Annotated in this window: 20 protein-coding genes; 9 read left to right on the top strand and 11 right to left on the bottom strand. The window is 38.9% G+C overall.

The window, feature by feature from the left end; all coding sequences use genetic code 11:
* Window positions 1-52 precede the first annotated feature (52 nt).
* The 4 genes from hisH to hisIE all read left to right on the top strand — a co-directional run bounded on the left by hisH (window position 53) and on the right by hisIE (window position 3,054).
* On the top strand, window positions 53-649 hold the full coding sequence (hisH, locus tag BVC88_RS04870; RefSeq protein WP_075349883.1) for an imidazole glycerol phosphate synthase subunit HisH: 597 nt from the start codon (window positions 53-55) through the stop codon (window positions 647-649).
* A gap of 82 nt (window positions 650-731) precedes the next feature.
* The gene (hisA, locus tag BVC88_RS04865; RefSeq protein ID WP_075349542.1) at window positions 732-1,448 is read left to right on the top strand and encodes a 1-(5-phosphoribosyl)-5-[(5-phosphoribosylamino)methylideneamino]imidazole-4-carboxamide isomerase; all 717 of its coding nucleotides are present in this window, start codon (window positions 732-734) and stop codon (window positions 1,446-1,448) included.
* 105 nt (window positions 1,449-1,553) lie between these two features.
* On the top strand, window positions 1,554-2,309 hold the full coding sequence (gene hisF, locus BVC88_RS04860; RefSeq protein ID WP_075349541.1) for an imidazole glycerol phosphate synthase subunit HisF: 756 nt from the start codon (window positions 1,554-1,556) through the stop codon (window positions 2,307-2,309).
* 124 nt (window positions 2,310-2,433) lie between these two features.
* Window positions 2,434-3,054: a bifunctional phosphoribosyl-AMP cyclohydrolase/phosphoribosyl-ATP diphosphatase HisIE gene (gene hisIE / locus BVC88_RS04855; protein ID WP_217694742.1), complete on the top strand. Its 621-nt coding sequence runs from the start codon at window positions 2,434-2,436 to the stop codon at window positions 3,052-3,054.
* A gap of 64 nt (window positions 3,055-3,118) precedes the next feature.
* Here hisIE and BVC88_RS04850 read toward each other — a convergent pair whose 3' ends face one another.
* The 8 genes from BVC88_RS04850 to BVC88_RS04815 all read right to left on the bottom strand — a co-directional run bounded on the left by BVC88_RS04850 (window position 3,119) and on the right by BVC88_RS04815 (window position 10,303).
* Window positions 3,119-4,438, bottom strand: coding sequence for a S41 family peptidase (locus BVC88_RS04850; RefSeq protein ID WP_075349540.1), 1,320 nt, complete (start codon window positions 4,436-4,438; stop codon window positions 3,119-3,121).
* Between the two features lie 56 nt (window positions 4,439-4,494).
* Window positions 4,495-4,887: a Dabb family protein gene (locus tag BVC88_RS04845; RefSeq protein WP_075349539.1), complete on the bottom strand. Its 393-nt coding sequence runs from the start codon at window positions 4,885-4,887 to the stop codon at window positions 4,495-4,497.
* A 94-nt stretch (window positions 4,888-4,981) separates the two neighbouring features.
* Window positions 4,982-5,872: a hypothetical protein gene (locus BVC88_RS04840; RefSeq protein ID WP_075349538.1), complete on the bottom strand. Its 891-nt coding sequence runs from the start codon at window positions 5,870-5,872 to the stop codon at window positions 4,982-4,984.
* Window positions 5,873-5,996: 124 nt separating this feature from the next.
* Window positions 5,997-7,802: a translational GTPase TypA gene (typA, locus tag BVC88_RS04835; RefSeq protein WP_075349537.1), complete on the bottom strand. Its 1,806-nt coding sequence runs from the start codon at window positions 7,800-7,802 to the stop codon at window positions 5,997-5,999.
* Window positions 7,803-7,954: 152 nt separating this feature from the next.
* Window positions 7,955-8,650 (bottom strand): hypothetical protein, encoded by a 696-nt coding sequence (locus BVC88_RS04830; RefSeq protein ID WP_075349536.1) that lies wholly within the window; start codon window positions 8,648-8,650, stop codon window positions 7,955-7,957.
* On the bottom strand, window positions 8,647-9,270 hold the full coding sequence (locus BVC88_RS04825; RefSeq protein WP_075349535.1) for a hypothetical protein: 624 nt from the start codon (window positions 9,268-9,270) through the stop codon (window positions 8,647-8,649). The genes BVC88_RS04830 and BVC88_RS04825 overlap by 4 nt, the downstream gene beginning before the upstream one ends.
* On the bottom strand, window positions 9,267-9,956 hold the full coding sequence (locus BVC88_RS04820) for a hypothetical protein (RefSeq protein WP_075349534.1): 690 nt from the start codon (window positions 9,954-9,956) through the stop codon (window positions 9,267-9,269). Before BVC88_RS04820 ends, BVC88_RS04825 begins: the two co-directional genes overlap by 4 nt.
* The gene (locus tag BVC88_RS04815; RefSeq protein WP_075349533.1) at window positions 9,956-10,303 is read right to left on the bottom strand and encodes a PadR family transcriptional regulator; all 348 of its coding nucleotides are present in this window, start codon (window positions 10,301-10,303) and stop codon (window positions 9,956-9,958) included. The genes BVC88_RS04820 and BVC88_RS04815 overlap by 1 nt, the downstream gene beginning before the upstream one ends.
* Before the next feature lie 185 nt (window positions 10,304-10,488).
* On the opposite strand from BVC88_RS04815, the gene BVC88_RS04810 reads away from it, so the two are divergent.
* Window positions 10,489-11,403, top strand: a complete 915-nt coding sequence (locus BVC88_RS04810; RefSeq protein ID WP_075349532.1) for a glutaminase — start codon at window positions 10,489-10,491, stop codon at window positions 11,401-11,403.
* A gap of 92 nt (window positions 11,404-11,495) precedes the next feature.
* Here BVC88_RS04810 and BVC88_RS04805 read toward each other — a convergent pair whose 3' ends face one another.
* Entirely contained in the window at window positions 11,496-11,948 is a 453-nt protein-coding gene (locus BVC88_RS04805) for a YciI family protein (RefSeq protein WP_075349881.1), read from the bottom strand.
* Between the two features lie 1,143 nt (window positions 11,949-13,091).
* Here BVC88_RS04805 and BVC88_RS04800 point away from each other — a divergent pair.
* From BVC88_RS04800 to BVC88_RS04790, 3 genes are read left to right on the top strand one after another with little or no spacing between them, the layout of a single operon-like run.
* On the top strand, window positions 13,092-13,889 hold the full coding sequence (locus tag BVC88_RS04800; protein WP_075349531.1) for an MlaE family ABC transporter permease: 798 nt from the start codon (window positions 13,092-13,094) through the stop codon (window positions 13,887-13,889).
* 3 nt (window positions 13,890-13,892) lie between these two features.
* Window positions 13,893-14,645, top strand: coding sequence for an ABC transporter ATP-binding protein (locus BVC88_RS04795; protein ID WP_075349530.1), 753 nt, complete (start codon window positions 13,893-13,895; stop codon window positions 14,643-14,645).
* A complete protein-coding gene (locus tag BVC88_RS04790) occupies window positions 14,642-15,619 on the top strand; it encodes an MlaD family protein (RefSeq protein ID WP_075349529.1) in 978 nt (325 codons plus the stop codon). Before BVC88_RS04795 ends, BVC88_RS04790 begins: the two co-directional genes overlap by 4 nt.
* A gap of 8 nt (window positions 15,620-15,627) precedes the next feature.
* Here BVC88_RS04790 and BVC88_RS04785 read toward each other — a convergent pair whose 3' ends face one another.
* Complete coding sequence (locus tag BVC88_RS04785) at window positions 15,628-16,635, bottom strand: endonuclease/exonuclease/phosphatase family protein (protein ID WP_245803596.1); 1,008 nt, start codon at window positions 16,633-16,635, stop codon at window positions 15,628-15,630.
* Window positions 16,636-16,836: 201 nt separating this feature from the next.
* On the opposite strand from BVC88_RS04785, the gene acnA reads away from it, so the two are divergent.
* Window positions 16,837-19,608 (top strand): aconitate hydratase AcnA, encoded by a 2,772-nt coding sequence (gene acnA / locus BVC88_RS04780; RefSeq protein ID WP_075349527.1) that lies wholly within the window; start codon window positions 16,837-16,839, stop codon window positions 19,606-19,608.
* A 164-nt stretch (window positions 19,609-19,772) separates the two neighbouring features.
* On the opposite strand, the gene BVC88_RS04775 is transcribed toward acnA, so the two are convergent.
* Window positions 19,773-20,534 (bottom strand): energy transducer TonB, encoded by a 762-nt coding sequence (locus BVC88_RS04775; protein WP_075349526.1) that lies wholly within the window; start codon window positions 20,532-20,534, stop codon window positions 19,773-19,775.
* Window positions 20,535-20,668: the final 134 nt, after the last annotated feature.

Genomic DNA, 20,668 nt, shown 5'->3' with positions numbered 1-20,668 from the left:
CCGATGTCGGATGTGCATCGGTCAACTGACATCGGTCATCGGACATAAAAAAATGAAAATAGCAGTCATCAAATACAATTCCGGAAATGTGCAATCCGTCCTCTACGCTTTGGAGCGATTGGGTGCGGATGCTGTATTGACCGATGATCCGGATCAAATCCGGGCGGCAGACAAGGTGATTTTTCCAGGACAGGGGGAAGCGAGCACGGCGATGAAGTATCTGAAAGCCCGAAATCTTGATACGCTGATTAAGGAGCTAAAGCAGCCTTTCTTGGGAGTTTGTCTGGGTTTGCAGTTGCTTTGTGAACATTCGGAAGAAAACGATACCGAATGTCTAGGAGTCTTTCCGGTGAAAGTGAAAAAGTTTATTCCAGAGAATTCTCAGGAATTTAAAGTGCCTCATGTAGGCTGGAATGAACTCGAAAACTTGGCAGATAACCCGCTTTTGAAAGATCTCCCTGAAAATCCATTTGTGTATTACGTGCATAGTTTCTATGCGGAATTGGCTCCTGAAACGATCGCCAGCACACATTATATCCATGATTTCTCAGCCATGCTCCATCGGGATAATTATTATGCGATACAGGCACACCCGGAAAAAAGTGGCTTGGTCGGGGAGAAGTTGCTGGCTAATTTTCTTAGCCTCTAATTTGGCTAAAATCGAAAATTATCATTCATGACTTAGACTTATTCCAATATTTCAATTTTCAAATCTTTCAATTTTCTAATTGATGTACATCATTCCAGCAATCGACCTTATCGGAGGTAAATGCGTCCGACTCAGCCAAGGCGACTATTCCAGTAAAAAAGAATACCACGATAATCCTGTCGAAATGGCGAAGCGATTCGAAGCAGCTGGGATTACTCGACTTCATTTAGTTGATCTGGATGGGGCAAAAGCTAAAAAGATTGTCAACGGAGTTGTTTTAGAGGGGATTTGTAGGCAGACTAGTCTGACAGTGGACTTTGGTGGCGGAATTCAAGCCAATGAAGAAATCGAAAAGGCCTTTGAATTGGGAGCAAGCCAGGTGACTGGAGGAAGTATTGCAGTGAAGAATCCGGTTCTTTTTCAGGAATGGATTAGAAATTATGGGGCTGATCGAATTATTCTTGGTGCTGATGCCAAGGATCTAAAGATCGCTGTCGGAGGTTGGGAAGAGACCACCAAAGTGGATTTGATTCCATTTATCAAGGATTATGTAGCAAAAGGAATTAGCTATGTGATCTGTACCGATGTTGCTAAAGACGGCTTACTTCAGGGGCCTTCAGTAGATTTGTACCAAGAAATTCTTCAGGAGATTCCAAGTTTGAAGTTAATTGCGAGTGGAGGAGTTTCTTCCATGAAGGACTTAGAAGAATTGGAAAAAATTGGAGTTTATGGTGCGATTGTAGGTAAAGCCTATTATGAGGGCAGAGTGAGTTTGGAAGAGCTGGCAAGTTTTGTATAAGTATCAAGACTGTAAATCGATGAGAGAATTCAACCTTACCACGTTATCAATTTCCAACCATAACCTTAATTTTCCAATCTTTCAATTTTCCAATTTTTCAATAGCATGCTAACCAAAAGAATCATCCCCTGCCTGGATATCAAAGATGGCCGTACGGTCAAAGGAGTCAACTTTGTGGAGTTGCGGGATGCAGGCGATCCGGTGGAGTTGGCGAAGATCTATTCCGATGAGGGAGCGGATGAATTGGTGTTTTTGGACATCACTGCTACCGTGGACAAGCGGAAGACTTTGGCAGAATTAGTCACTAAAGTGGCGAAAGCAATCAATATCCCTTTTACCGTAGGTGGAGGAATCTCTACGATTGAGGATGTGAAGGTTTTGTTGAATGCCGGTGCTGATAAGATTTCCATCAATTCTGCGGCTGTTCACAATCCTCAAATTATCAATGAGATGGCAGCTGAGTTTGGCTCTCAATGTATTGTGGTAGCAATTGATACCCGAAGTGTGGACGGGATTGATTTTGTGCATACGCATGGTGGAAGAAAAGCGACTTTACTACGAACTCAGGCTTGGGCTCAGGAAGTTTGCGATCGAGGAGCCGGTGAAATCTTGTTGACTTCCATGGATCATGATGGAACGAAGGCTGGTTTTTCGAATGAAATTTTGGCTGAGATTTCTTCCATGCTGAGTATTCCTGTGATTGCTTCAGGTGGAGCGGGGAATATGGCCCATTTCAAAGATGTGTTTACCTTCGGGAAAGCGGACGCAGCTTTGGCAGCGAGTATTTTCCACTTCAAGGAGATTCCGATTCCAAGTTTGAAGAGTTATTTGGATAGGGAGGGGATTAGTATTAGGAAATAATTAGCTTATTAAAGCGGATAGAAAGATATGCTCCGCAATATATTATAAGATAAACTTCGTAAGATATCTTGGCTTTAGCCACATCTTAAATTTATCTGTTTTGCTATCTTAAGATGTAAGTGCAATGTCAATTTTAGAAGAAGAAAATATGAACATAGATTTTAATAAAATGAATGGTCTAGTCCCGGCAATCGTACAAGATGCGCTTAGCGGCAAAGTTTTGATGCAGGGTTATATGAATGAGGCTGCATTGGCAAAAACCAAAGAAACAGGAAAAGTTACTTTTTATAGCAGAAGTAAAGAGCGGCTTTGGACAAAAGGAGAAACCTCCGGTAATTTCATGGAATTGGTAAGTATGGCTGGAGACTGTGATGGAGATTCAATTCTAATTCAAGCAAACCCACTTGGGCCCGTTTGTCATACGGGTTCGGATACTTGTTTTAATGAGATCAATTCTTCCAAAACCGGTTTTATCGATCAGCTTCGTGCCATCATCAAAGACCGGAAAAACAATCCGTCAGACCAATCCTATACGGCATCACTTTTTGCCAAAGGAATAAATAAAATAGCCCAGAAAGTGGGAGAGGAGGCTGTGGAGATTGTGATTGAAGCGAAGGATGACAACAAAGATTTGTTCCTAGGTGAAGCGGCTGATTTGCTTTTTCATTACTTGGTTTTGCTTGAGGCAAAAGAAATTGAACTGGATGAAGTGATGGAGGTTTTGATCGAAAGGCATAAGAAATAATTCCAAACAAATAAGACGGTCAAAAAAAAATCCCGACTCATCAATGAGTCGGGATTTTTTTGTTTTAGTATGCAGGAAACTCCTGTTGCAAGCCTTTGAAGGCATCGATCATTTCCCATTTAGGTCGGTAGTAGGTGTTTGCCATTCGACCACTTACAGTTCCATTTTGGATGTATTGAAGTGCTGCGGCAAATCTCAAATCGCGAGAATCCCCCCAATTGAATTGAGGAGAATCTCCTACAGCGAAGTCAGCAGGGAATCCATCAAAATATTCTGCTTTGCCTTGGGAATTTGCTGTGGCAAAAGTGATTGGTACTAATTCTACATTATTTTCTACCAACGTTCTATTGTATCTGGAAAGAGGAAAAGAACCCACTGGTTTACCGAAGGTGTTATCACCGATCAAAACCAAATCCATGTAAGGATCCAAGCTGTTGATGACTAATTCTGAAGCCGATGCTGAACCTCTGGAAGTAATAAAGATTACTCGACTTAAATTCAAAGTTCCAATTTTTTTAAAATTCTCAGTTGTTTGAAGAGAGGTTTTCAGCGAATTCAGCTTATTAGTGTACATCAGCTTATTACTATTTGCAGCTTGAATAAGGTTATTCATAATTTGCTCGGCTACTGCAACTGATCCGCCACCATTATATCTCAGGTCGATAATCAATTCATTGATGCCTCCAGCTTGGAAAAACTCCATGGAGCTTTTTACTTCATTACTGCTGGTTGGAGAAAGTCCTGCAGTTGCCTTGAAACTTTGATAAACCCAATAGCCAACTTTCTTAGCTCCGACCTCCAGAATTTCCTGATGCAGGACGGAATTGGACTGATATTCTGCCTTTACATTCGTTCGAGTAGTAGTACTTCCATCAGGAAGTTTGAATGTAAAAGTGTTAGAGATTCCCGGATCAGAAGTGCCCAGTTTAAAATCATAGCCGCCGGAAGCAGTCTTGTATTCAGGAATAGATTTTCCATTGATTCCTATAATTTCCCAACCTCGCTGCCAACCATCTTTTCCTGCAGGAGCTTCACTAAATACAAAACTGAGGAAAAGCTTTTCCTCTGAATCAAAAGCAAATCCAAATCCGTGTCCAGCATTTCTTCCTACAAATGAATTATTGAACGCTTCTTGGGTGGTGAGGTAAGAAAAACGATCTAATGGCTTAAATGTAATGGCATCTAAATAGGCTTCATTGGAATCGAACTTGGATGCATCAGGCGCAGCTGGAAGTTCGTTATTCCAGAAATACCACTCTTCCATTGACTTGTAGATCGCATCTTTTACTACGTCGGCTGTTGGGTTTGGAACTGGATCTTCTTTTGGATCACATGCCCAAAAGCTTACCAACACTAAACCTAGAATCCACTTCACTTGCTTCATATTCGATGATTGATTGTGTAGGAGGTACTTACGATGAAAGTCAGGTAAAGGGTTTATTAGATAGCAATATCGTAAACCTTTACAGTGCTCCACATCGAGGAATATTTCTCAATGAATTCCAAATGAAGTGGGTCTGACTGATAGGCAAGTTGATCTTCTAAGCTGTCGAAAAATATGGTGCAGGAGACTTGGAAGCTATGATCCACAACATCTCGATCCTCAGTGGCTGCGGGCACACCTGAAATGAATTTCCCAACATTTTTACATCTTCCTAGCATAGGAACAGCTTCTGTTAAAAACTCCTGTGTATTATTTTTATCGTGTAGCCAGAAATATACCTGGTGAATCATTTTTTGCTTTGCCATATCGTTTGCGATTGTAGAGATTGGAAGGAGTGAAGCAGCACCTGCTACTCCTAGTGTTTTTATAAAATGTCTTCTTGATTTCATTTGATTGTAGCTTTCTCCGTGGAGGAGTTTTCAAAGATAAAAAAAACCCTCAAACTTTCGTCTGAGGGTTTTTGGACCTGATATTTAATATGCGCTACAAGATTGTCTGAACACTTTTCATGAAGTCACTTCCTTCAGTATAAAAAATATAGTTAATGACGCTGTTTTTATGCTTTTCCATAATGGTTAAAATTCCATCTTGAAATCTGATCACTTCGAGTTCATCGGTTTTAGAGCGGAAACCTTTAATACTTGCATAGAGTCTACCGTTTTGCACTTCTAAGTTTGTAATTTGATTGATTACCGGTTTACGATTTTCATCATATCTTAACGATATTTCTGATTTTGGGCTAAAATCATTTCTATTGAGGGAGTGAGTCTGGTGGTGAACCAATTTTAAACCCTGAAGTACTTTACTGAGTTGTTCCACATTTATAGGAGTTGAAGTATATGCCTGTCCAAAAAATACAGTTTGGGTAGACTGACTTGGGGAGTTTTCATTTCCGTAATAGTTTCCCCGAGATTGTGCATTTGAAATTAATACGACGTTAGCTCCTATCATGGAAGCTTCAGTTTTCATTTTATCCAACGAGCGATTTTTTACATTTGACATATTTGAAAATACAGTTACTCCAGTAGCCTTACTGTAAAGTTCCCCTAGGTTCAATAATCCATTTATCTCGATCGGATTATAGGTGACAAAAACTTGATCTACATCATTCAGCCCATTTACTTCTTTAAAAGGGATTTCAATAATCTCTTCTCTGCCGCTTGAAAATTTTATTTTTTCCACTAAAAACCTATTGATTGAATATACTGTCGTTTCATTAGGATACGAGTACTTTATTTCATCTTTTCCTACTTCGATGATCTTTACTCCCTTTGTTTCACCATCTGTCAAGAATAAGGTATCTAAATTGCTTTGAGCATAACCAATGAAAAAGAAAGTAAATAATAGGAGAGAGGTTAAAATTTTAATTTTCATATAGACTTAGTCCATTTAGTTTAAGGTGAATGACGGAATATTAAACCTAAAAGTTATTTAAAAATTCAAAAAAAAACCCTCAAACTTTCGTCTGAGGGTTTTTTTGAATTATAGCTCGGCTGATTTAAGAATCCTTCTTAGCCATTCTTGTTCTTTCACCTTCGTCCAAGTAGATTTTTCGCATCCGCATGGATTTTGGAGTGATTTCTAAATACTCATCTTTTTGGATGTATTCCATAGACTCTTCTAGGGAGAATTTTTTGGCAGGAATGATTCTGACGTTATCATCAGAACCGGAAGCTCTCATGTTAGTCAATTTCTTTCCTTTCTGTACGTTCACTACGATGTCATTGTCACGGGAGTTTTCTCCGATAACTTGACCTGCATATAGCTCATCTCCTGGATCTACGAAGAAGGTTCCTCTATCCTGAAGCTTATCGATTGCATAGGCAGTACACTGTCCGCCTTCCATAGAGATCAATGATCCATTTACTCGACCCGGGATAGGGCCTTTGAAAGGCTCATAGGCGGTAAATCTATGGTTCATGATTGCTTCACCTTGCGTCGCAGTAAGCATATTATTTCTTAATCCAATCAAACCTCTGGAAGGAATGCTGAACTCCAAATGCTGCAAGTCGCCCTTAGGCTCCATGATTAGCAATTCACCTTTACGCTGAGTGGCAAGTTCAATTACTTTACCTGAAGTCTCTTGAGGTACATCTACTACCAAGGTTTCGATTGGCTCACATTTTACGCCATCAATTTCTTTGAAAATCACTTGAGGCTGGCCTACCTGAAGTTCGTAACCTTCTCTTCTCATCGTTTCGATCAAAATAGACAAGTGAAGGATACCACGACCATAAACCAAGAATTTATCTTCAGAGTCTGTAGACTCTACGCGAAGGGCAAGATTCTTCTCAGTTTCTTTCATCAATCGATCTCTTAGGTGACGGGAAGTCACAAACTTTCCTTCTTTACCGAAGAAAGGAGAGTTGTTGATTGTGAAAAGCATATTCATCGTAGGCTCATCGATGGAGATTCTTGGAAGTGCTTCCTGATTGTCTACATCTGAAATAGTATCACCAATTTCGAAATCTTCAATACCAGTCACAGCACAGATATCTCCTGCTAAAACTTCTTCTACTCTAAATTTACCTAGACCTTCAAACACGTGAAGTTCTTTTACTTTCATTTTTTTAACCGAACCATCTGCTTTCATTAAAGCGATCTGCTGGCCTTCTTTAATTGTTCCTCTTTTCACTCGACCGATCGCGATACGACCTACGAAGCTGGAATAATCCAAAGAGGTGATTTGCATCTGAAGTGTTCCTTCGTCAATTTTTGGAGCTGGGATGTGCTCTAAAATAGCATCTAAAAGTGGAATGATAGAATCCGTAGGGTTTTTCCAATCCGGTCCCATCCAATTCTGCTTAGCAGAACCGTAAAGCGTCTGGAAGTTCAATTGATCTTCAGTTGCGTCCAAGTTAAACATCAAGTCAAATACTGCCTCATGCACTTCGTCTGGACGACAGTTTTCTTTATCTACTTTGTTTACTACTACGATCGGAGTCAAACCCAAATCCAGGGCTTTACCTAATACGAATCGGGTTTGAGGCATTGGACCTTCAAATGCATCCACCAAAAGGATGACACCATCGGCCATTTTCAATACACGCTCCACTTCACCACCGAAATCGGCGTGACCAGGCGTGTCAATAATATTGATTTTAGCGTCTTTGTAGCGTACAGATACGTTTTTGGAAAGGATAGTGATTCCTCTCTCTCGCTCCAAATCGTTGCTGTCCAGGATCAAATCATCAAATTGCTGATTTTCTCTGAAGATTTTAGAAGCGTGAATGATCTTATCCACGAGTGTAGTCTTGCCGTGGTCAACGTGTGCGATAATCGCGATATTCCGAATATTTAACATGCTTTGCTTATTGAGGCTGCAAAAGTACAAATAAAATTTTGGAGTAAGGTTATCGAATTGTAAAGTCTAAGGTTAAAAGTCTGAAATACCGTGAATTGAATCGGGTTTTAGAATTCTTTTTGGTTTTTGATAATTCCATTTTAAATAGGAGTTTATCCTTCGTATATCGCTTGGAGCTTTTTGGTATCCTCAGTGGCTCTATTCAAAACAAAGGGTAGAATTATAATCGCAAAAAAGCTAATAAAAGTCCCGGTCAAACAGATCCAATAAAGAATGCTTGATAAATCAAATTCAGTAGGAATTTCTTTATCAAAATGAATAATCCCTTGAAAATTCAGTTGTAGGAGAAAGTTTAAAATACCATAAGCCTCAAAAGAATTGGTAAACGAGACATAATTCTTGTATTGTTTATAATCTTTGCGAAACTGAACTAGGCTAAAAATCAGGCCAATAAAAAAGAAAGCAACAATCCAAATCTGTACATTCCAGTCTAGTCCGAAAAGCTGATCATTTTTACTTATCCAATAGATCAAAAACCCAAAGAATAGCGGAAATATGATTTTGTAGCTAGTGAATAGTTGGATAAACTCTTCTATAAAATACCCTCTATACCTCTTTCTAATGCTCGCTTTGTAGGATTCTGCTAAATCTAAGAATCCAAATATTCCAAACTCTGTATGCACTTTTCGAAAGGCATCGTCTAGGGAAAGTTTAGGATTCTCCTCAAGCATCACTTCCACCTTGCAAGCCACATGATCTAAGATCTCGTATTGTAGATCAATCTCTGGGTATCCTTTATAGGAAATCAGTTTTTTGAGGGTAGTGATTTGGTCTGTGGAGAGTTTCATATGGTTTGAACTTTAGTAATTCGATTTGCCAATAACCTAAAACCGGCCGTCAGAATCAGACAAAACCAGAAAGTTAGACCATGTAATAAGACCTGATCAGAAAACCCAGTCCACTGTAGCCATTCCAAGCGGAGGAAATATTGACTTAGGCTTCCCATTAGAAATAGGGTGTTTCCGGCAGCCATCACTTGCGAATTTCTCATTAGGCGTGTACTAAATAAGCCTAGGATCGCTGATAAAGTAATCGCAATCATCATGGAGACCTTGAGTAAAGTCTCTGAATACGCTGGGTTTTCGGCTGCAAAAAGATTCATAAATCCTACAATTACCAAAGTCATCAGGAGCACTTTGAATAAAATCCGGAAGTTGCCCATCTCTTGGAAAATGTTTTTCAGCATTCCAAGATGGGTATGAAGCAAAATTTCTCGTTGGAATTTCGATTCATTGAAATTCTTGAGCTGGTTACTCATGGCTTGCTCAAAAGTTAGGCCTTCTTCCATATCCCTTTCAATAGCGCTAGCTCGGTGATCCACTAGTTCATCCTTGATATCATCATAGTAGATATTACCGGATGCTAAAGAAGACTGGATTTGGTTGATTTGATTCGTGGATAAGCTCATATCAAAGCAGTTTTAGATTTGATCTTCCAGACTTCCAAAAGAGAAATAGCATAAAGTGTGAGCAAGACTGTAATCATCCCTGCAAGTGCTGATAAAAAAGGAGCAAGTTCCAGATTAGGGAATATGATTTTCGGAAGATATACTAAAACTTGGGCCAGCAATACTGGTAAATATATTCTTTCTGAGATTGGTCGTGCTAGCGAGGAGTAGATCGGGATGCCTATTCCCTTGAAGGTTTTTTTAATTGGTCTGAGCTTTTTGAAGTTTTGATAATCGAAAGCGAAGTTGGCAAAAACCAACAGAATCAAGGGTGACAATAAAAGTATTCCAAGCTCTTGTTGGCTTCTTGTCTGAGTGGAAATGTAAAACACAAGAACCAAGATCCCTGCTAAAAACAGCCATCTGGAGCCGCAGAAATACTTTTGGATGACCATCCACTGGGTTTTGGCTATGTCGGCTTTGGCTTCTTTGTTGAATTTTGATTGCAAGGCATGACAATAACCATAGCTGAACTTCTGATCCAACTCGAATAGCTCTCTACTGAATTGCTCTTCAGAAAACTCCTGAAGATGGCTGATGTAGTGATCATAGATTTCCATCAGAATCTCTGCAGAAGAAATCTCTTTGCGCATAATGCTTTTTTGAACTTCGGTCAGTTCACTCGCTGATAAAACTCTTCTTTCCATTAGATCCCCAGTTTTGGTTCTACACCTGGATTTAAGATTCGCTGCAGATTCTCCACGAATGCATGCAATTCGGACATTTTGGTTGCAGTCTCAGTTTTCCCGGACTTCGTTAGACTGTAGTATTTCCGCACTCGATTATCTACTTGCTCTATTTCGGTGGACAATAAGCCTTCTGCCTCGAGTTTATGGAGAGCGGGATAAAGAGCCCCTTCTGTGATTTTGATTTCGCCAGCTGTAAGTTCCTTCACTTTCTGGGTGATTTCATAGCCATACATGCGTTCGTTCTCCTCCAGAAGTTTGAGGATGATGGTTTGAAGACTGCCTTTGATGAGGTTGTTATTTGACATCGAGTTATTTTACCTAATGAAGTCAAATATATAAAAAATTTATATACATAAGAAAATTGGGTATTTATTTTAAACCCTTGTTGACTTACGGTCAATAGGGGTAAGATAAAAGAACTAATTCTTAAAAAACTCAATTCTTAAAGCTTATACTTTTCAAGTCTTAAGAATTTAACCAATTTACCGTGATGGACTATAAGCAAATAATAGAAGAGGTGTATCAAGAAGTACAGGAGGAAAACCAACGGGGGAAAGTGGCGGATTACATTCCTGAATTGGCGACAGTGAGCCCTGATCAGTTCGGAATTGCCTTAGTTGATTTGAAAGGGAATGTCTATGGTGTCGGTGACTATCAAGTACCCTTTTCGATCCAAAGTATCAGCAAAGTCCATACGCTAACCATGGTTTTCAATGTGTTTAACAATAAACTATGGTCTCGGGTGAATGTAGAGCCTAGTGGGGATCCTTTCAATTCAATTGCTCAGCTAGAATACGAAAAAGGAATTCCTAGAAACCCATTTATCAATGCTGGAGCTTTGGTGATCACAGATGCGCTGTGTAGTAAATTTGAAAAGCCAATCCAGCAGATCACAGAGTTTATCAATGAACTTGCTGGTGAGACCTGCGTGAAAATCAATGGCGATGTCAAGAGTTCGGAATTTAAGCATGGGGAGCGTAATACGGCTTTAGCTTATTTTCTGAAATCATACAAGAATTTTAATAATAACATTGACGAGGTATTGGAGGTATATTTTTCCCAATGTGCTATTGAGATGAGTTGTGTTGACTTGGCAAAATCTTTCTCTTTTTTAGCCAACGATGGTTTTTCGATTTTTGCCAAGCAACAGATTATTTCTGAGAGTAGCGCAAGACGTATCAATGCGCTGATGTTGACTTGTGGGTTTTATGATGAAGCAGGTGAATTTGCTTACAGAGTAGGATTGCCAGGCAAGAGTGGGGTAGGTGGAGGGGTTGCAGCTGTGATGCCACACAAATTCAGCATCGCCGTCTGGAGTCCAGAGTTGAATGATAAAGGAAACTCAGTAAAAGCCATCAAAGCTTTAGAGCTGCTGACAGATAAATTATCTTTCTCACTATTCTAAATTTTTTTAAGAAAATTGACGATTTAAACCATTGATTATCCACTATAGGATTTTCGAAAATGGTCTCAGAAAATCCGGACTTAAGTGTTTCCTCAAATAGCTTCCTTAGCGATCTTCGCATGCAACTCCAGCAGTAGTGGCAGTGCGGCAGACCCATACCATTCTTTCATGTCCATTCGGAGAATTCCTGCCTGAATGGAAGGATCAGTTGCGGTTAGTTTTTCGGCCTCTTCTATGCTTTCCACATTGAAAAAAAACAGCCCTCGAAGTTCTTCATTTCCGAAAAATGGACCAGCTAAAACAAGCTTCCCTTCGGTCGCCAATCGAGTGATATTTGCCAGGTGCCCTTTCTGAAATTCCGCACGTTCCTCGGCTGAATATTCTGCAATTCGATCCCCTCGATAGAGGAATGCGATCACATATTTTTTCATTCCATATTCGTCGGCCCCCAGTTGCTTTGCTAATTCTGGATCATAAGAATTTTGAGCATTTGTGATTAAAGTTGAACTAAGAAGTAGAAATAGAAGAAGTAGAAAATTTTTCATAGGGTGGGGAATTTTATTTACAGAATAGGGAAGAATCTGAACTGTCAAGAAAGTATAATTTATAAAAGACAGAGTAAAGATCGGTACTATTTTAGATTAATAATATTGAAAAATTGGATCGAAGGAAGAGGTGTAATTCATCTATATTTTTTCTGGGAAATCAGTCTAGTAAAAGGAGGTTAATCGAACTTTGTTTCAAGATCAAATTAATAATGAATTCAATAATTTTTATGGATCTATCGACTCATGATTTCATCCTATTTTTCATTTCGGGAGATACATTTTAATTGAGAGATTATTCCCGATTAAAGTAGGGGAGGAGAAGACTAATTACTTTTGTTTTTTCACTTAAATTTGGAATAGTTATGAATTTTTATTCCAGGCCAAATTAGCTTTCTGGTGAGTATCTTCTCAGTATTTTACTAAATAGAGCCTATTTTTTCATCTAAAGCAATTTCCTTCACCAGTCTGAAAATTGGAAATATGCTTCCTCCAAATCACTTCAATAAAATATTATTAAAATATTGATTTAAAGAATTATAAGTCTCTTTTAGGGTTAACAAAATAAGGTTAGGCTAAAAAAATTAGACTTGACTAAAAATATAAAAAATCTATGCTTTTATTCTTAAATCAGAATTTTATCCAGTCAACTGATAAAATCAAAAAAACAAACCGGATAAAGAATGAATTAAAAAAATACAATAACCGCACCAATTGAAAAAGGTGAGTTTGACTTACTTTTTACTTGAATTTGAAGAGTGAGAAAAGGAATGTGAAATCTATTTATTTGGAAAAAAAGGGATGCGAAAAGTTGATTTAATTAAGCCCATGAAACACAGTTTTTATCGATCATTCAACATGCATTTATGACTTAAATTTTGAGGAAAATTTATGCTGTTCTTTCCCTTTTTTCGGAGTTGATATTTCACGAAAAAGAGCATTTTTTTGACGACAAAATATTTTCTTTTTTTACATTTTTTTTCGATCCGGAGGACTAGGCATATGAATTGATCTATGTAAAACTCGGATTTAAAAAAGTAATTTCAAGAATACAAATTGGCATCTTCATTATCTTTTTTTTGAAAAATATATGGCTGAGGCTTTTGAATATTTTCCGTATTTTTGGGCCATCAAAATTATACAATGAGCGAAAAAGAAGACGACAGAAAACCCTTCCTATCCAAAAAATTTGATAAGTTTTTTACTGGCTTAGCGAATGCTTGGAGTTTCGTGCGAAGATTTTTCAGCGAGGTATTTATACCTCCCTATGAGTTCAAAGAAGTTATCCATCAGTGTTATAGAATCGGAGTAGAATCACTACCCTTGATTTCATTGACTGGATTTATAGTTGGCCTGGTGTTTACCAATCAATCGAGACCTTCCCTATCTGAATTTGGTGCAGCTTCCTGGTTGCCTTCCTTGATTTCAATTGCCGTAGTAAGAGCGATGGGACCATTGGTGACAGCCTTGATTGCAGCAGGAAAAGTAGGTTCAAGTATAGGTGCTGAAATTGGTTCGATGAAAGTAACTGAGCAGATTGATGCCATGGAAGTTTCGGCAACAAACCCATTTAATTTTCTGGTGGTTTCCAGAGTTCTTGCTACTACTTTCATGATTCCTCTCTTGGTTATGTACACTGATTTTGTAGCCTTGATGGGTTCATTTCTAAGTGTCAATGCCAATGAGATGGTGAGTATGTCCACCTTCTTTGTGCAGGTTTTTGAATCAATTACCTTTTTGGACATCTTTTCATCTGTGATGAAATCGATTCTTTTCGGTTTCACCATTGGAATTGTAGGTTGTTATAAAGGTTATAATTCTTCTAAAGGAACTGAAGGAGTGGGTCAAGCTGCTAATTCAGCAGTTGTTATTTCGATGTTTTTGATTTTCATTGAGGAGTTGCTCTCACTTCAAATTGTAAATGCCATTCGTGGAATGTAAGCTATGGAAGAGAAAGTCGTAGAAATTAAAGGCCTCAAGAAGTCATTCGGAGACTTGAAAGTACTTCAGGGAGTTGATTTGGATTTGCATAAAGGAGAAAATCTGGTTGTGCTTGGTAAGTCTGGTTCAGGAAAGTCTGTTTTAATCAAAATAATGGTAGGCCTATTGCGTCAGGATGCAGGAATGATGCAAGTGCTTGGGCAAGAAGTCTCCACCTTAAATACAAAAGCACTTAATGCGCTTCGTTTGAAAATTGGTTTTTCATTCCAGAACTCAGCACTTTACGATAGTATGACAGTTCGGGAAAATATGGAATTTCCGCTTGTACGAAATGTGAAAAACCTTACGAGAGGAGAAATTACCAAAAAAATTGAGGAGCTACTGGATAGTGTAGGATTACCTCAATCTATCAATCAAATGCCTTCAGAGCTATCAGGAGGACAAAAGAAACGAATTGGGGTAGCAAGAACATTGATTTTAAACCCAGAAATCATGCTCTATGATGAGCCTACAGCAGGTTTGGATCCAATTACCTGTAGCGAAATCAATAATCTTATCATTGAAGTGAAAGAGCGCTTTAATACCTCATCAATTGTCATCACGCACGATTTGACTTGTGCAAAAGATACTGGTGATCGAATGGCAGTGCTTTTGGACGGTCAATTTAAGGCTATGGGAACGTTTGAAGAAGTCTTTACACATGCAGATGATCAGCGTGTAAAATCATTTTACGATTATAATTTTATTCATTCATGAAAAGTGAAAATAAGCGATCAGTCATAGTTGGCATTTTTGTTTTTATAGGCATTGCCATTTTGGTCATAGGTATTCTTACCCTTGGAGGGCAGCAAAAGAAATTTGTGAAAGCCATCCATTTGAAAGCAGTTTTCGATGATATCGGAGGTTTGCAGACAGGAAATAACATTTGGTTTTCAGGTGTGAAGATTGGAACAGTACGTAAAATCAATTTTTACGGTGATTCCCAAGTGGAGATTGAGATGAATGTGGAAGAGGCCGTGGTTGAATTTATCCGGAAGGACGCTAAAGCCACAATAAGTTCAGATGGACTGATCGGGAATAAGATTATTGTAATCTATGGAGGGACTACTCTGGCACCGCCAGTACAAGACGGAGATAGACTGGAGTCAGTGATGCCTTTGGATACCGATAAAATGATGGAAACCCTTCAGGTGAACAATGAAAACTTGGTTGAAATCACAGCTGATTTGAAAACTTTAACTTCCAAATTGGCGGCTGGTGAAGGAATAGTAGGGGCAGTAATGACAGACTCTTTGCTGGCACAAAATTTCAAATCTATCTTGTTCAATCTGGAAAGAGCTTCAGTCAACAGCAATCGAATGCTGACTGATTTGAACAAGTTTACCTCTAAGTTGAATCAGGAAGGCAACTTATTCAATGAATTGGTGACTGACACGACGATCGTAACCGAAATCAAATCAACTATGTCGAGCTTGAAGACTTCTGCAGAAAATACAGAAAAGCTGACCAATGATTTGAACACGATAACAGAAAAGTTTAATTCAAAAGATAATGCCATTGGCGTATTCTTGAATGACCCGCAATTTGCAGAAGATCTGAGAAGCACTTTGGTGAATACGGATTCTGCAACTTACAATTTGAATAAAGGCCTGGAAGCTTTGCCGTATACATGGCCATTCCGCAAAGGTTTCAAGCGTAAGGCAAAAGAAGAAGCCAAATCGGATAATTGAAATCAATATTAATCCTCATTACTTAGCCCGCGATTTATCTTTTCGCGGGCTTCTTTTTTTTCATCCCCATTTGCCTTTTTGGTGTTTGTGTTATTTTCTATAGTTAGCCGAGCGATCATGCTGATTGGAAAATGATCTGAACCTATTGATTTATGAACTTTGATAGATACTAAGCCGAAATGTTTGCTGAGAAACACGTGGTCTAAGGGCCATCTTAAAAAGGGGATTTTAGCGTGAAAAGTATTGAAAACACCTCTTCCTTTTCTTGGATCGGCCATTTCGGAGATTTTTAGAAACAACTCAGTGGTATAGCTCCAAGCCACATCATTCAAATCTCCAATTACTAATGCTGGTTTGTCCAAAAGCTTTACTTTTTTACCCACCATCAAAATTTCTGCATCTCGGTCTGTGCTTTTTGGATTTTGGGTTGGCACGGGCGGAGTAGGATGTATGCCATGAATCTTAATTACTTTCCCATTTTTCAGCTTCACATTCAAATCTAGGGAGGGAATTCCAGGATCAATTAGGTAATTGATCTCGTGAGAGATGATTTCTAATTTGGAATATAGCAACAGGCCATAGGTGTTGTCTAAAGGAAGTTTTATAAGGTGTTTATAATCTTTTTCGAGCGATTTTAGTCCTTTTTCCCAATGGGAATCAGTTTCAACCAAAAAGATTAGATCGGGGTTTGTTTCATGTACCAACTTGATTAGCAACGGATGTTGAGTATTTGGCTGAAATACATTTCCTATTAGAATATGAATTGAAGAAGTTTCATCGAATTCCACAGTTTCAACCATTTTTTTCCCAAAAGGGGAAAAAGGAATCACTTTTATCAAAAGAAAAATTGCTGCCGCAGCCAATAATAAAAGAAAAGTCCACAATTCTTTCTGGGTAGCTTCATGTGGTAGTACCACCCATAATAGGAGTAAAGTTAGGATTATGGTCAGTTTCTGAAGCCTTGGGTAGTCAAAAACTCTAATCCACCAATGATTCCATTTTATGAAAGGAATCAAGGTTGCTATTATAAAAAAGCAGCTAAAAATTCGTAATATAAGTAGTGTCATTTATCAAAATGCCTAGTGAATTAATTCTTTATAAGTTTATTAGAAATCAATTTGGATTGATCAATCTAAGATTTTCAAGGCAATAAGGAATCCAAAAGCTTCAAATTCAGTTTAATCTTTGTACTTCTTTTTCATCTAAAACAAAAAAAAATGAATCAAGACCACTTTAACATCAAGACTAGTTTAAAAACAGACTCAGGTGATTTTTCCTATTGGAGTCTTCAAAAACTTCAGGACTTGGGTAAGAATATTAATCATTTGCCTTTTTCGATTCGTATTTTACTTGAAAACGCCCTTCGCAATTATGATGATTTTGCAATCACCAAAAATCATCTCGACACCCTTTTAGGCTGGTCTCCAAATCCTTCAGATAGTGATATTCCTTTCAAGCCTGCCCGAGTGTTGATGCAGGATTTTACCGGCGTGCCGGCGGTTGTGGATATTGCCTCGCTCAGGTCTGAAGCTAAACGGAAAGGAAAGGATCCTAGTAAAATCAATCCGTTGATTCCTGTAGATCTGGTGATCGATCATTCGGTCCAAGTAGATTTTTTTGGGACCAATTACAGCTATGAAAAGAATGTGGAAGTAGAATATCAGCGGAATTCAGAACGCTATAAATTTTTGAAATGGGCACAAAAATCCTTTAATAATTTCTCTGTTGTACCTCCAGGAATGGGGATTTGTCATCAAGTGAACCTCGAATATCTAGCCAAGGGAGTCATTACTCGCGATGGGATGGTATTCCCTGATACCCTTGTTGGTACGGATTCACATACACCAATGGTCAACGGAATAGGGGTTGTTGGATGGGGAGTAGGGGGTATTGAAGCTGAAGCTGCTCTACTAGGTCAACCGATTTATTTTATTATGCCAGAGGTGGTGGGATTGAAGCTTACCGGAAAATTACCTGCCGGAACTACAGCGACTGATATGGTTCTTACCATTACTGAATTGCTGCGTAAGCATGGTGTTGTCGGTAAATTCGTGGAAGTTTTCGGCGGAGGATTGGATCATCTTTCCGTGCCGGATCGGGCTACAATTTCCAATATGTCGCCTGAGTTTGGATGTACTGTTACCTATTTTCCGATTGATGACCGAACCTTGGACTACATGGGGAAAACCAACCGTTCTGCTTCACAGATTAAGTTGGTAAAGGATTATTGTCAAGCGAATATGCTGTGGAGAAAAGATGAAGAATTAATAAAATATTCATCTGTTGTGGAACTTGACCTTGGTTCAGTTGAGGCAACTGTATCAGGACCAAAGCGTCCTCAGGATAAAATTCTGGTGAGAAACTTCAAGCCACGTTTTGAAGCTCTCCTTCATGAGGTTCATGGCAGATCTTATATTCCGATTGATAAAAGAGAAGTATCTCGTTGGTATGCAGAAGGTGGAGGCCAAACTAATGAACCCAAAATCGAATCTCCTGATGGCGTAGGATATGAGACTAAAGTCAAGGATGGTATGAAAACCGTAACCGTAGAGCTACACAACGAGAAATTCGAGCTGTATGATGGTTCAATAGTAATCGCCGCTATCACTTCCTGTACTAATACTTCCAATCCCTCTGTGATGCTGGGAGCAGGACTAGTTGCAAGAAAGGCAAGGGAAAGAGGTTTAGATGTTAAGCCTTGGGTAAAAACTTCATTGGCCCCGGGATCTAAAGTAGTAACGGATTATCTCGAGAAGGCAGGGTTACTGGATGATTTGGAAGCATTGAAATTTCACACCGTAGGCTATGGATGTACATCCTGCATTGGCAACTCAGGGCCACTGCCAAGACATATTGCAAAAGCGGTAGAGGAGAATGACCTTATCGTGGCTTCAGTGCTGTCCGGTAATCGGAATTTCGAAGCTCGTGTACACCCTCAGGTAAAGATGAATTACTTAATGTCTCCCATGCTGGTTGTGGTTTATGCAATAGCTGGAAGAGTGGATGTGGATCTGTACAATGAACCAATCGGTTTTGACCCGAATTTAGAACCAGTGTATCTGAAGGATGTCTGGCCAACGAACGAAGAAATTGCTGAATTCAGCAGAATGGTTCTCTCTCCTGATGATTATGAGAAGAACTATGGGGAGATTTTTGAAGGAGATGACTTTTGGAAAAAGCTCGAGTCGGGTAAAGGAGAGATTTATCCTTGGGATGATTCCAGCACTTATATCAAGGAAGCCCCCTTTTTCAAAGGCATTTCAGCTGATGTCGCATCACCTAAAAACATCAAAGAAGCACTCGTATTATTAAAATTGGGAGATTCGATTACTACGGACCATATTTCTCCTGCTGGGTCATTCCGCGAAAATTCCCCAGCAGGTCAATACCTAATTGGTAGAGGTGTGCAGCGTCCGGATTTTAATTCGTATGGCTCCAGACGTGGAAATGACGAGGTGATGGTTCGAGGGACTTTTGCTAATGTTCGTATCAAAAATCAGCTTAGCGAACAGGAGGGAGGCTTTACTACCTATATTCCGGAGGATAAAGAAATGAGTGTCTTTGAAGCTGCGGAAAAGTACCAAGCAGCAAATACTCCATTAATCGTCTTGGCCGGTAAAGAATATGGCTCCGGGTCTTCCAGAGACTGGGCAGCCAAAGGAACCAGGCTATTAGGTATCCATGCAGTGATCGCCGAAAGCTACGAGCGGATTCATCGAAGCAATCTAGTGGGCATGGGAGTTCTTCCGCTGCAATATTTGCCAGGCGAAAATGCCGAATCATTAGGACTGACTGGTAAAGAACAATTTTCAATTCTAGGAATTGAGGAAGGCTTGACTCCCGGTCAAAAATTTAAAGTGGTGATAAAAACTGGAAACGAAACCAGAGAGATCAATGTGCTCTCAAGACTCGACTCTGCTGTAGAAATTGAATACTATACCCATGGAGGAATCTTGAATTATGTACTCAGAGATTTTCTGAAAGATTAAATATCTTTTTTGTTCTCACTGATGAAAGCAATCTTATTCGCTTTATTGGCAGAAAATCCTATAGGGACTGAATTTAACCCCTTATCCGATTTTAAAGAGGTAAATTATTAAACCTGCTAAAAGAGGATAATCAAATAAGTATTAATAAAAAAAAGGAAGATTCTTCAGCTTCCAAGCTTGAAGCGAACAGGAATTCGAAGCCAAGCTTCGACGGGGTTTCCTTCTAGATCGGTTGCGGCGATGAATTTTCCTTTATATAAACTTGCAACACGAATTGCTTCATCCCCCAAAGATTTAGCTACGTCCATCGGATTGGCGATCTCAATTCGCACTAGATTTGAATCCTTATCTACCAACAGCGCAAGAAAAACTGTACCAGATTGACCTATCCTCCTCGCCTGTACAGGGTATCTGAGATTTTTTAATAGATTTTCTTGCCAGAGCTGCTTATCTGTAAAAGGTACTGGTTCGAATTCATTCCGGTCAAGAAAGACTGGCTGATTTGTATCCGCTCTTTTGCTTTCGAAAGTACCCACACCATCAAAAATGACATCTCCAACCAATACTTCGTTTTTATAATAAACTGCGTAATACTTGTTATTATCCTGATTTATGGTCGTTAAACTGGAGATTTTCCCGAGCTCATCATACTTCTCAATCACTTTTTGGCGGAAGGTTCCTTCTTCATTGAATCCTATTTTGATCGCTTTTACGAGTCGCATTTCCTTGGTATAAAATTTTTCCACCCTTTCATTTTCATTAATAAGCTTGAGTACAGAATAGTAAGCCAAATTTGTGCTGTCCTTTTCGCTGATTGGATAAAAATGCTGATTGAGCGTTTGTATTTTTCGATCTTGGGCAAAAGAATAATTATTAAAACTTAAAAACAAAAAGATGAAAAATAAACGAAATAAATTACAGTTCATTGAAATGAGGTTTAGGATTGAAAACTAATAATTATCAAGTTGATATAATACTGTTATTTTAAAAATTTACTCTTTCTTCTTTCCCTTTCATCCATTGATTTAAGTCTTAATTTTGTGACTCAAACCTTTTGTAC

This window comes from Algoriphagus marinus (assembly GCF_001936475.1).
Lineage (GTDB): Bacteria > Bacteroidota > Bacteroidia > Cytophagales > Cyclobacteriaceae > Algoriphagus > Algoriphagus marinus.
Note: the sequence above shows the minus strand (reverse complement) of the source record. Positions and strands in the feature narration are given on the sequence as shown.

Excerpts from the sequence above, each read along its gene's own strand:
- hisH (WP_075349883.1), top strand. The coding sequence starts at position 53 with ATGAAAATAGCAGTCATCAAATACAATTCCGGAAATGTGCAATCCGTC.
- hisA (WP_075349542.1), top strand. The coding sequence starts at position 732 with ATGTACATCATTCCAGCAATCGACCTTATCGGAGGTAAATGCGTCCGA.
- hisF (WP_075349541.1), top strand. The coding sequence starts at position 1,554 with ATGCTAACCAAAAGAATCATCCCCTGCCTGGATATCAAAGATGGCCGT.
- hisIE (WP_217694742.1), top strand. The coding sequence starts at position 2,434 with ATGTCAATTTTAGAAGAAGAAAATATGAACATAGATTTTAATAAAATG.
- BVC88_RS04850 (WP_075349540.1), bottom strand. The coding sequence starts at position 4,438 with ATGAAGCAAGTGAAGTGGATTCTAGGTTTAGTGTTGGTAAGCTTTTGG.
- BVC88_RS04845 (WP_075349539.1), bottom strand. The coding sequence starts at position 4,887 with ATGAAATCAAGAAGACATTTTATAAAAACACTAGGAGTAGCAGGTGCT.
- BVC88_RS04840 (WP_075349538.1), bottom strand. The coding sequence starts at position 5,872 with ATGAAAATTAAAATTTTAACCTCTCTCCTATTATTTACTTTCTTTTTC.
- typA (WP_075349537.1), bottom strand. The coding sequence starts at position 7,802 with ATGTTAAATATTCGGAATATCGCGATTATCGCACACGTTGACCACGGC.
- BVC88_RS04830 (WP_075349536.1), bottom strand. The coding sequence starts at position 8,650 with ATGAAACTCTCCACAGACCAAATCACTACCCTCAAAAAACTGATTTCC.
- BVC88_RS04825 (WP_075349535.1), bottom strand. The coding sequence starts at position 9,270 with ATGAGCTTATCCACGAATCAAATCAACCAAATCCAGTCTTCTTTAGCA.
- BVC88_RS04820 (WP_075349534.1), bottom strand. The coding sequence starts at position 9,956 with ATGGAAAGAAGAGTTTTATCAGCGAGTGAACTGACCGAAGTTCAAAAA.
- BVC88_RS04815 (WP_075349533.1), bottom strand. The coding sequence starts at position 10,303 with ATGTCAAATAACAACCTCATCAAAGGCAGTCTTCAAACCATCATCCTC.
- BVC88_RS04810 (WP_075349532.1), top strand. The coding sequence starts at position 10,489 with ATGGACTATAAGCAAATAATAGAAGAGGTGTATCAAGAAGTACAGGAG.
- BVC88_RS04805 (WP_075349881.1), bottom strand. The coding sequence starts at position 11,948 with ATGAAAAATTTTCTACTTCTTCTATTTCTACTTCTTAGTTCAACTTTA.
- BVC88_RS04800 (WP_075349531.1), top strand. The coding sequence starts at position 13,092 with ATGAGCGAAAAAGAAGACGACAGAAAACCCTTCCTATCCAAAAAATTT.
- BVC88_RS04795 (WP_075349530.1), top strand. The coding sequence starts at position 13,893 with ATGGAAGAGAAAGTCGTAGAAATTAAAGGCCTCAAGAAGTCATTCGGA.
- BVC88_RS04790 (WP_075349529.1), top strand. The coding sequence starts at position 14,642 with ATGAAAAGTGAAAATAAGCGATCAGTCATAGTTGGCATTTTTGTTTTT.
- acnA (WP_075349527.1), top strand. The coding sequence starts at position 16,837 with ATGAATCAAGACCACTTTAACATCAAGACTAGTTTAAAAACAGACTCA.
- BVC88_RS04775 (WP_075349526.1), bottom strand. The coding sequence starts at position 20,534 with ATGAACTGTAATTTATTTCGTTTATTTTTCATCTTTTTGTTTTTAAGT.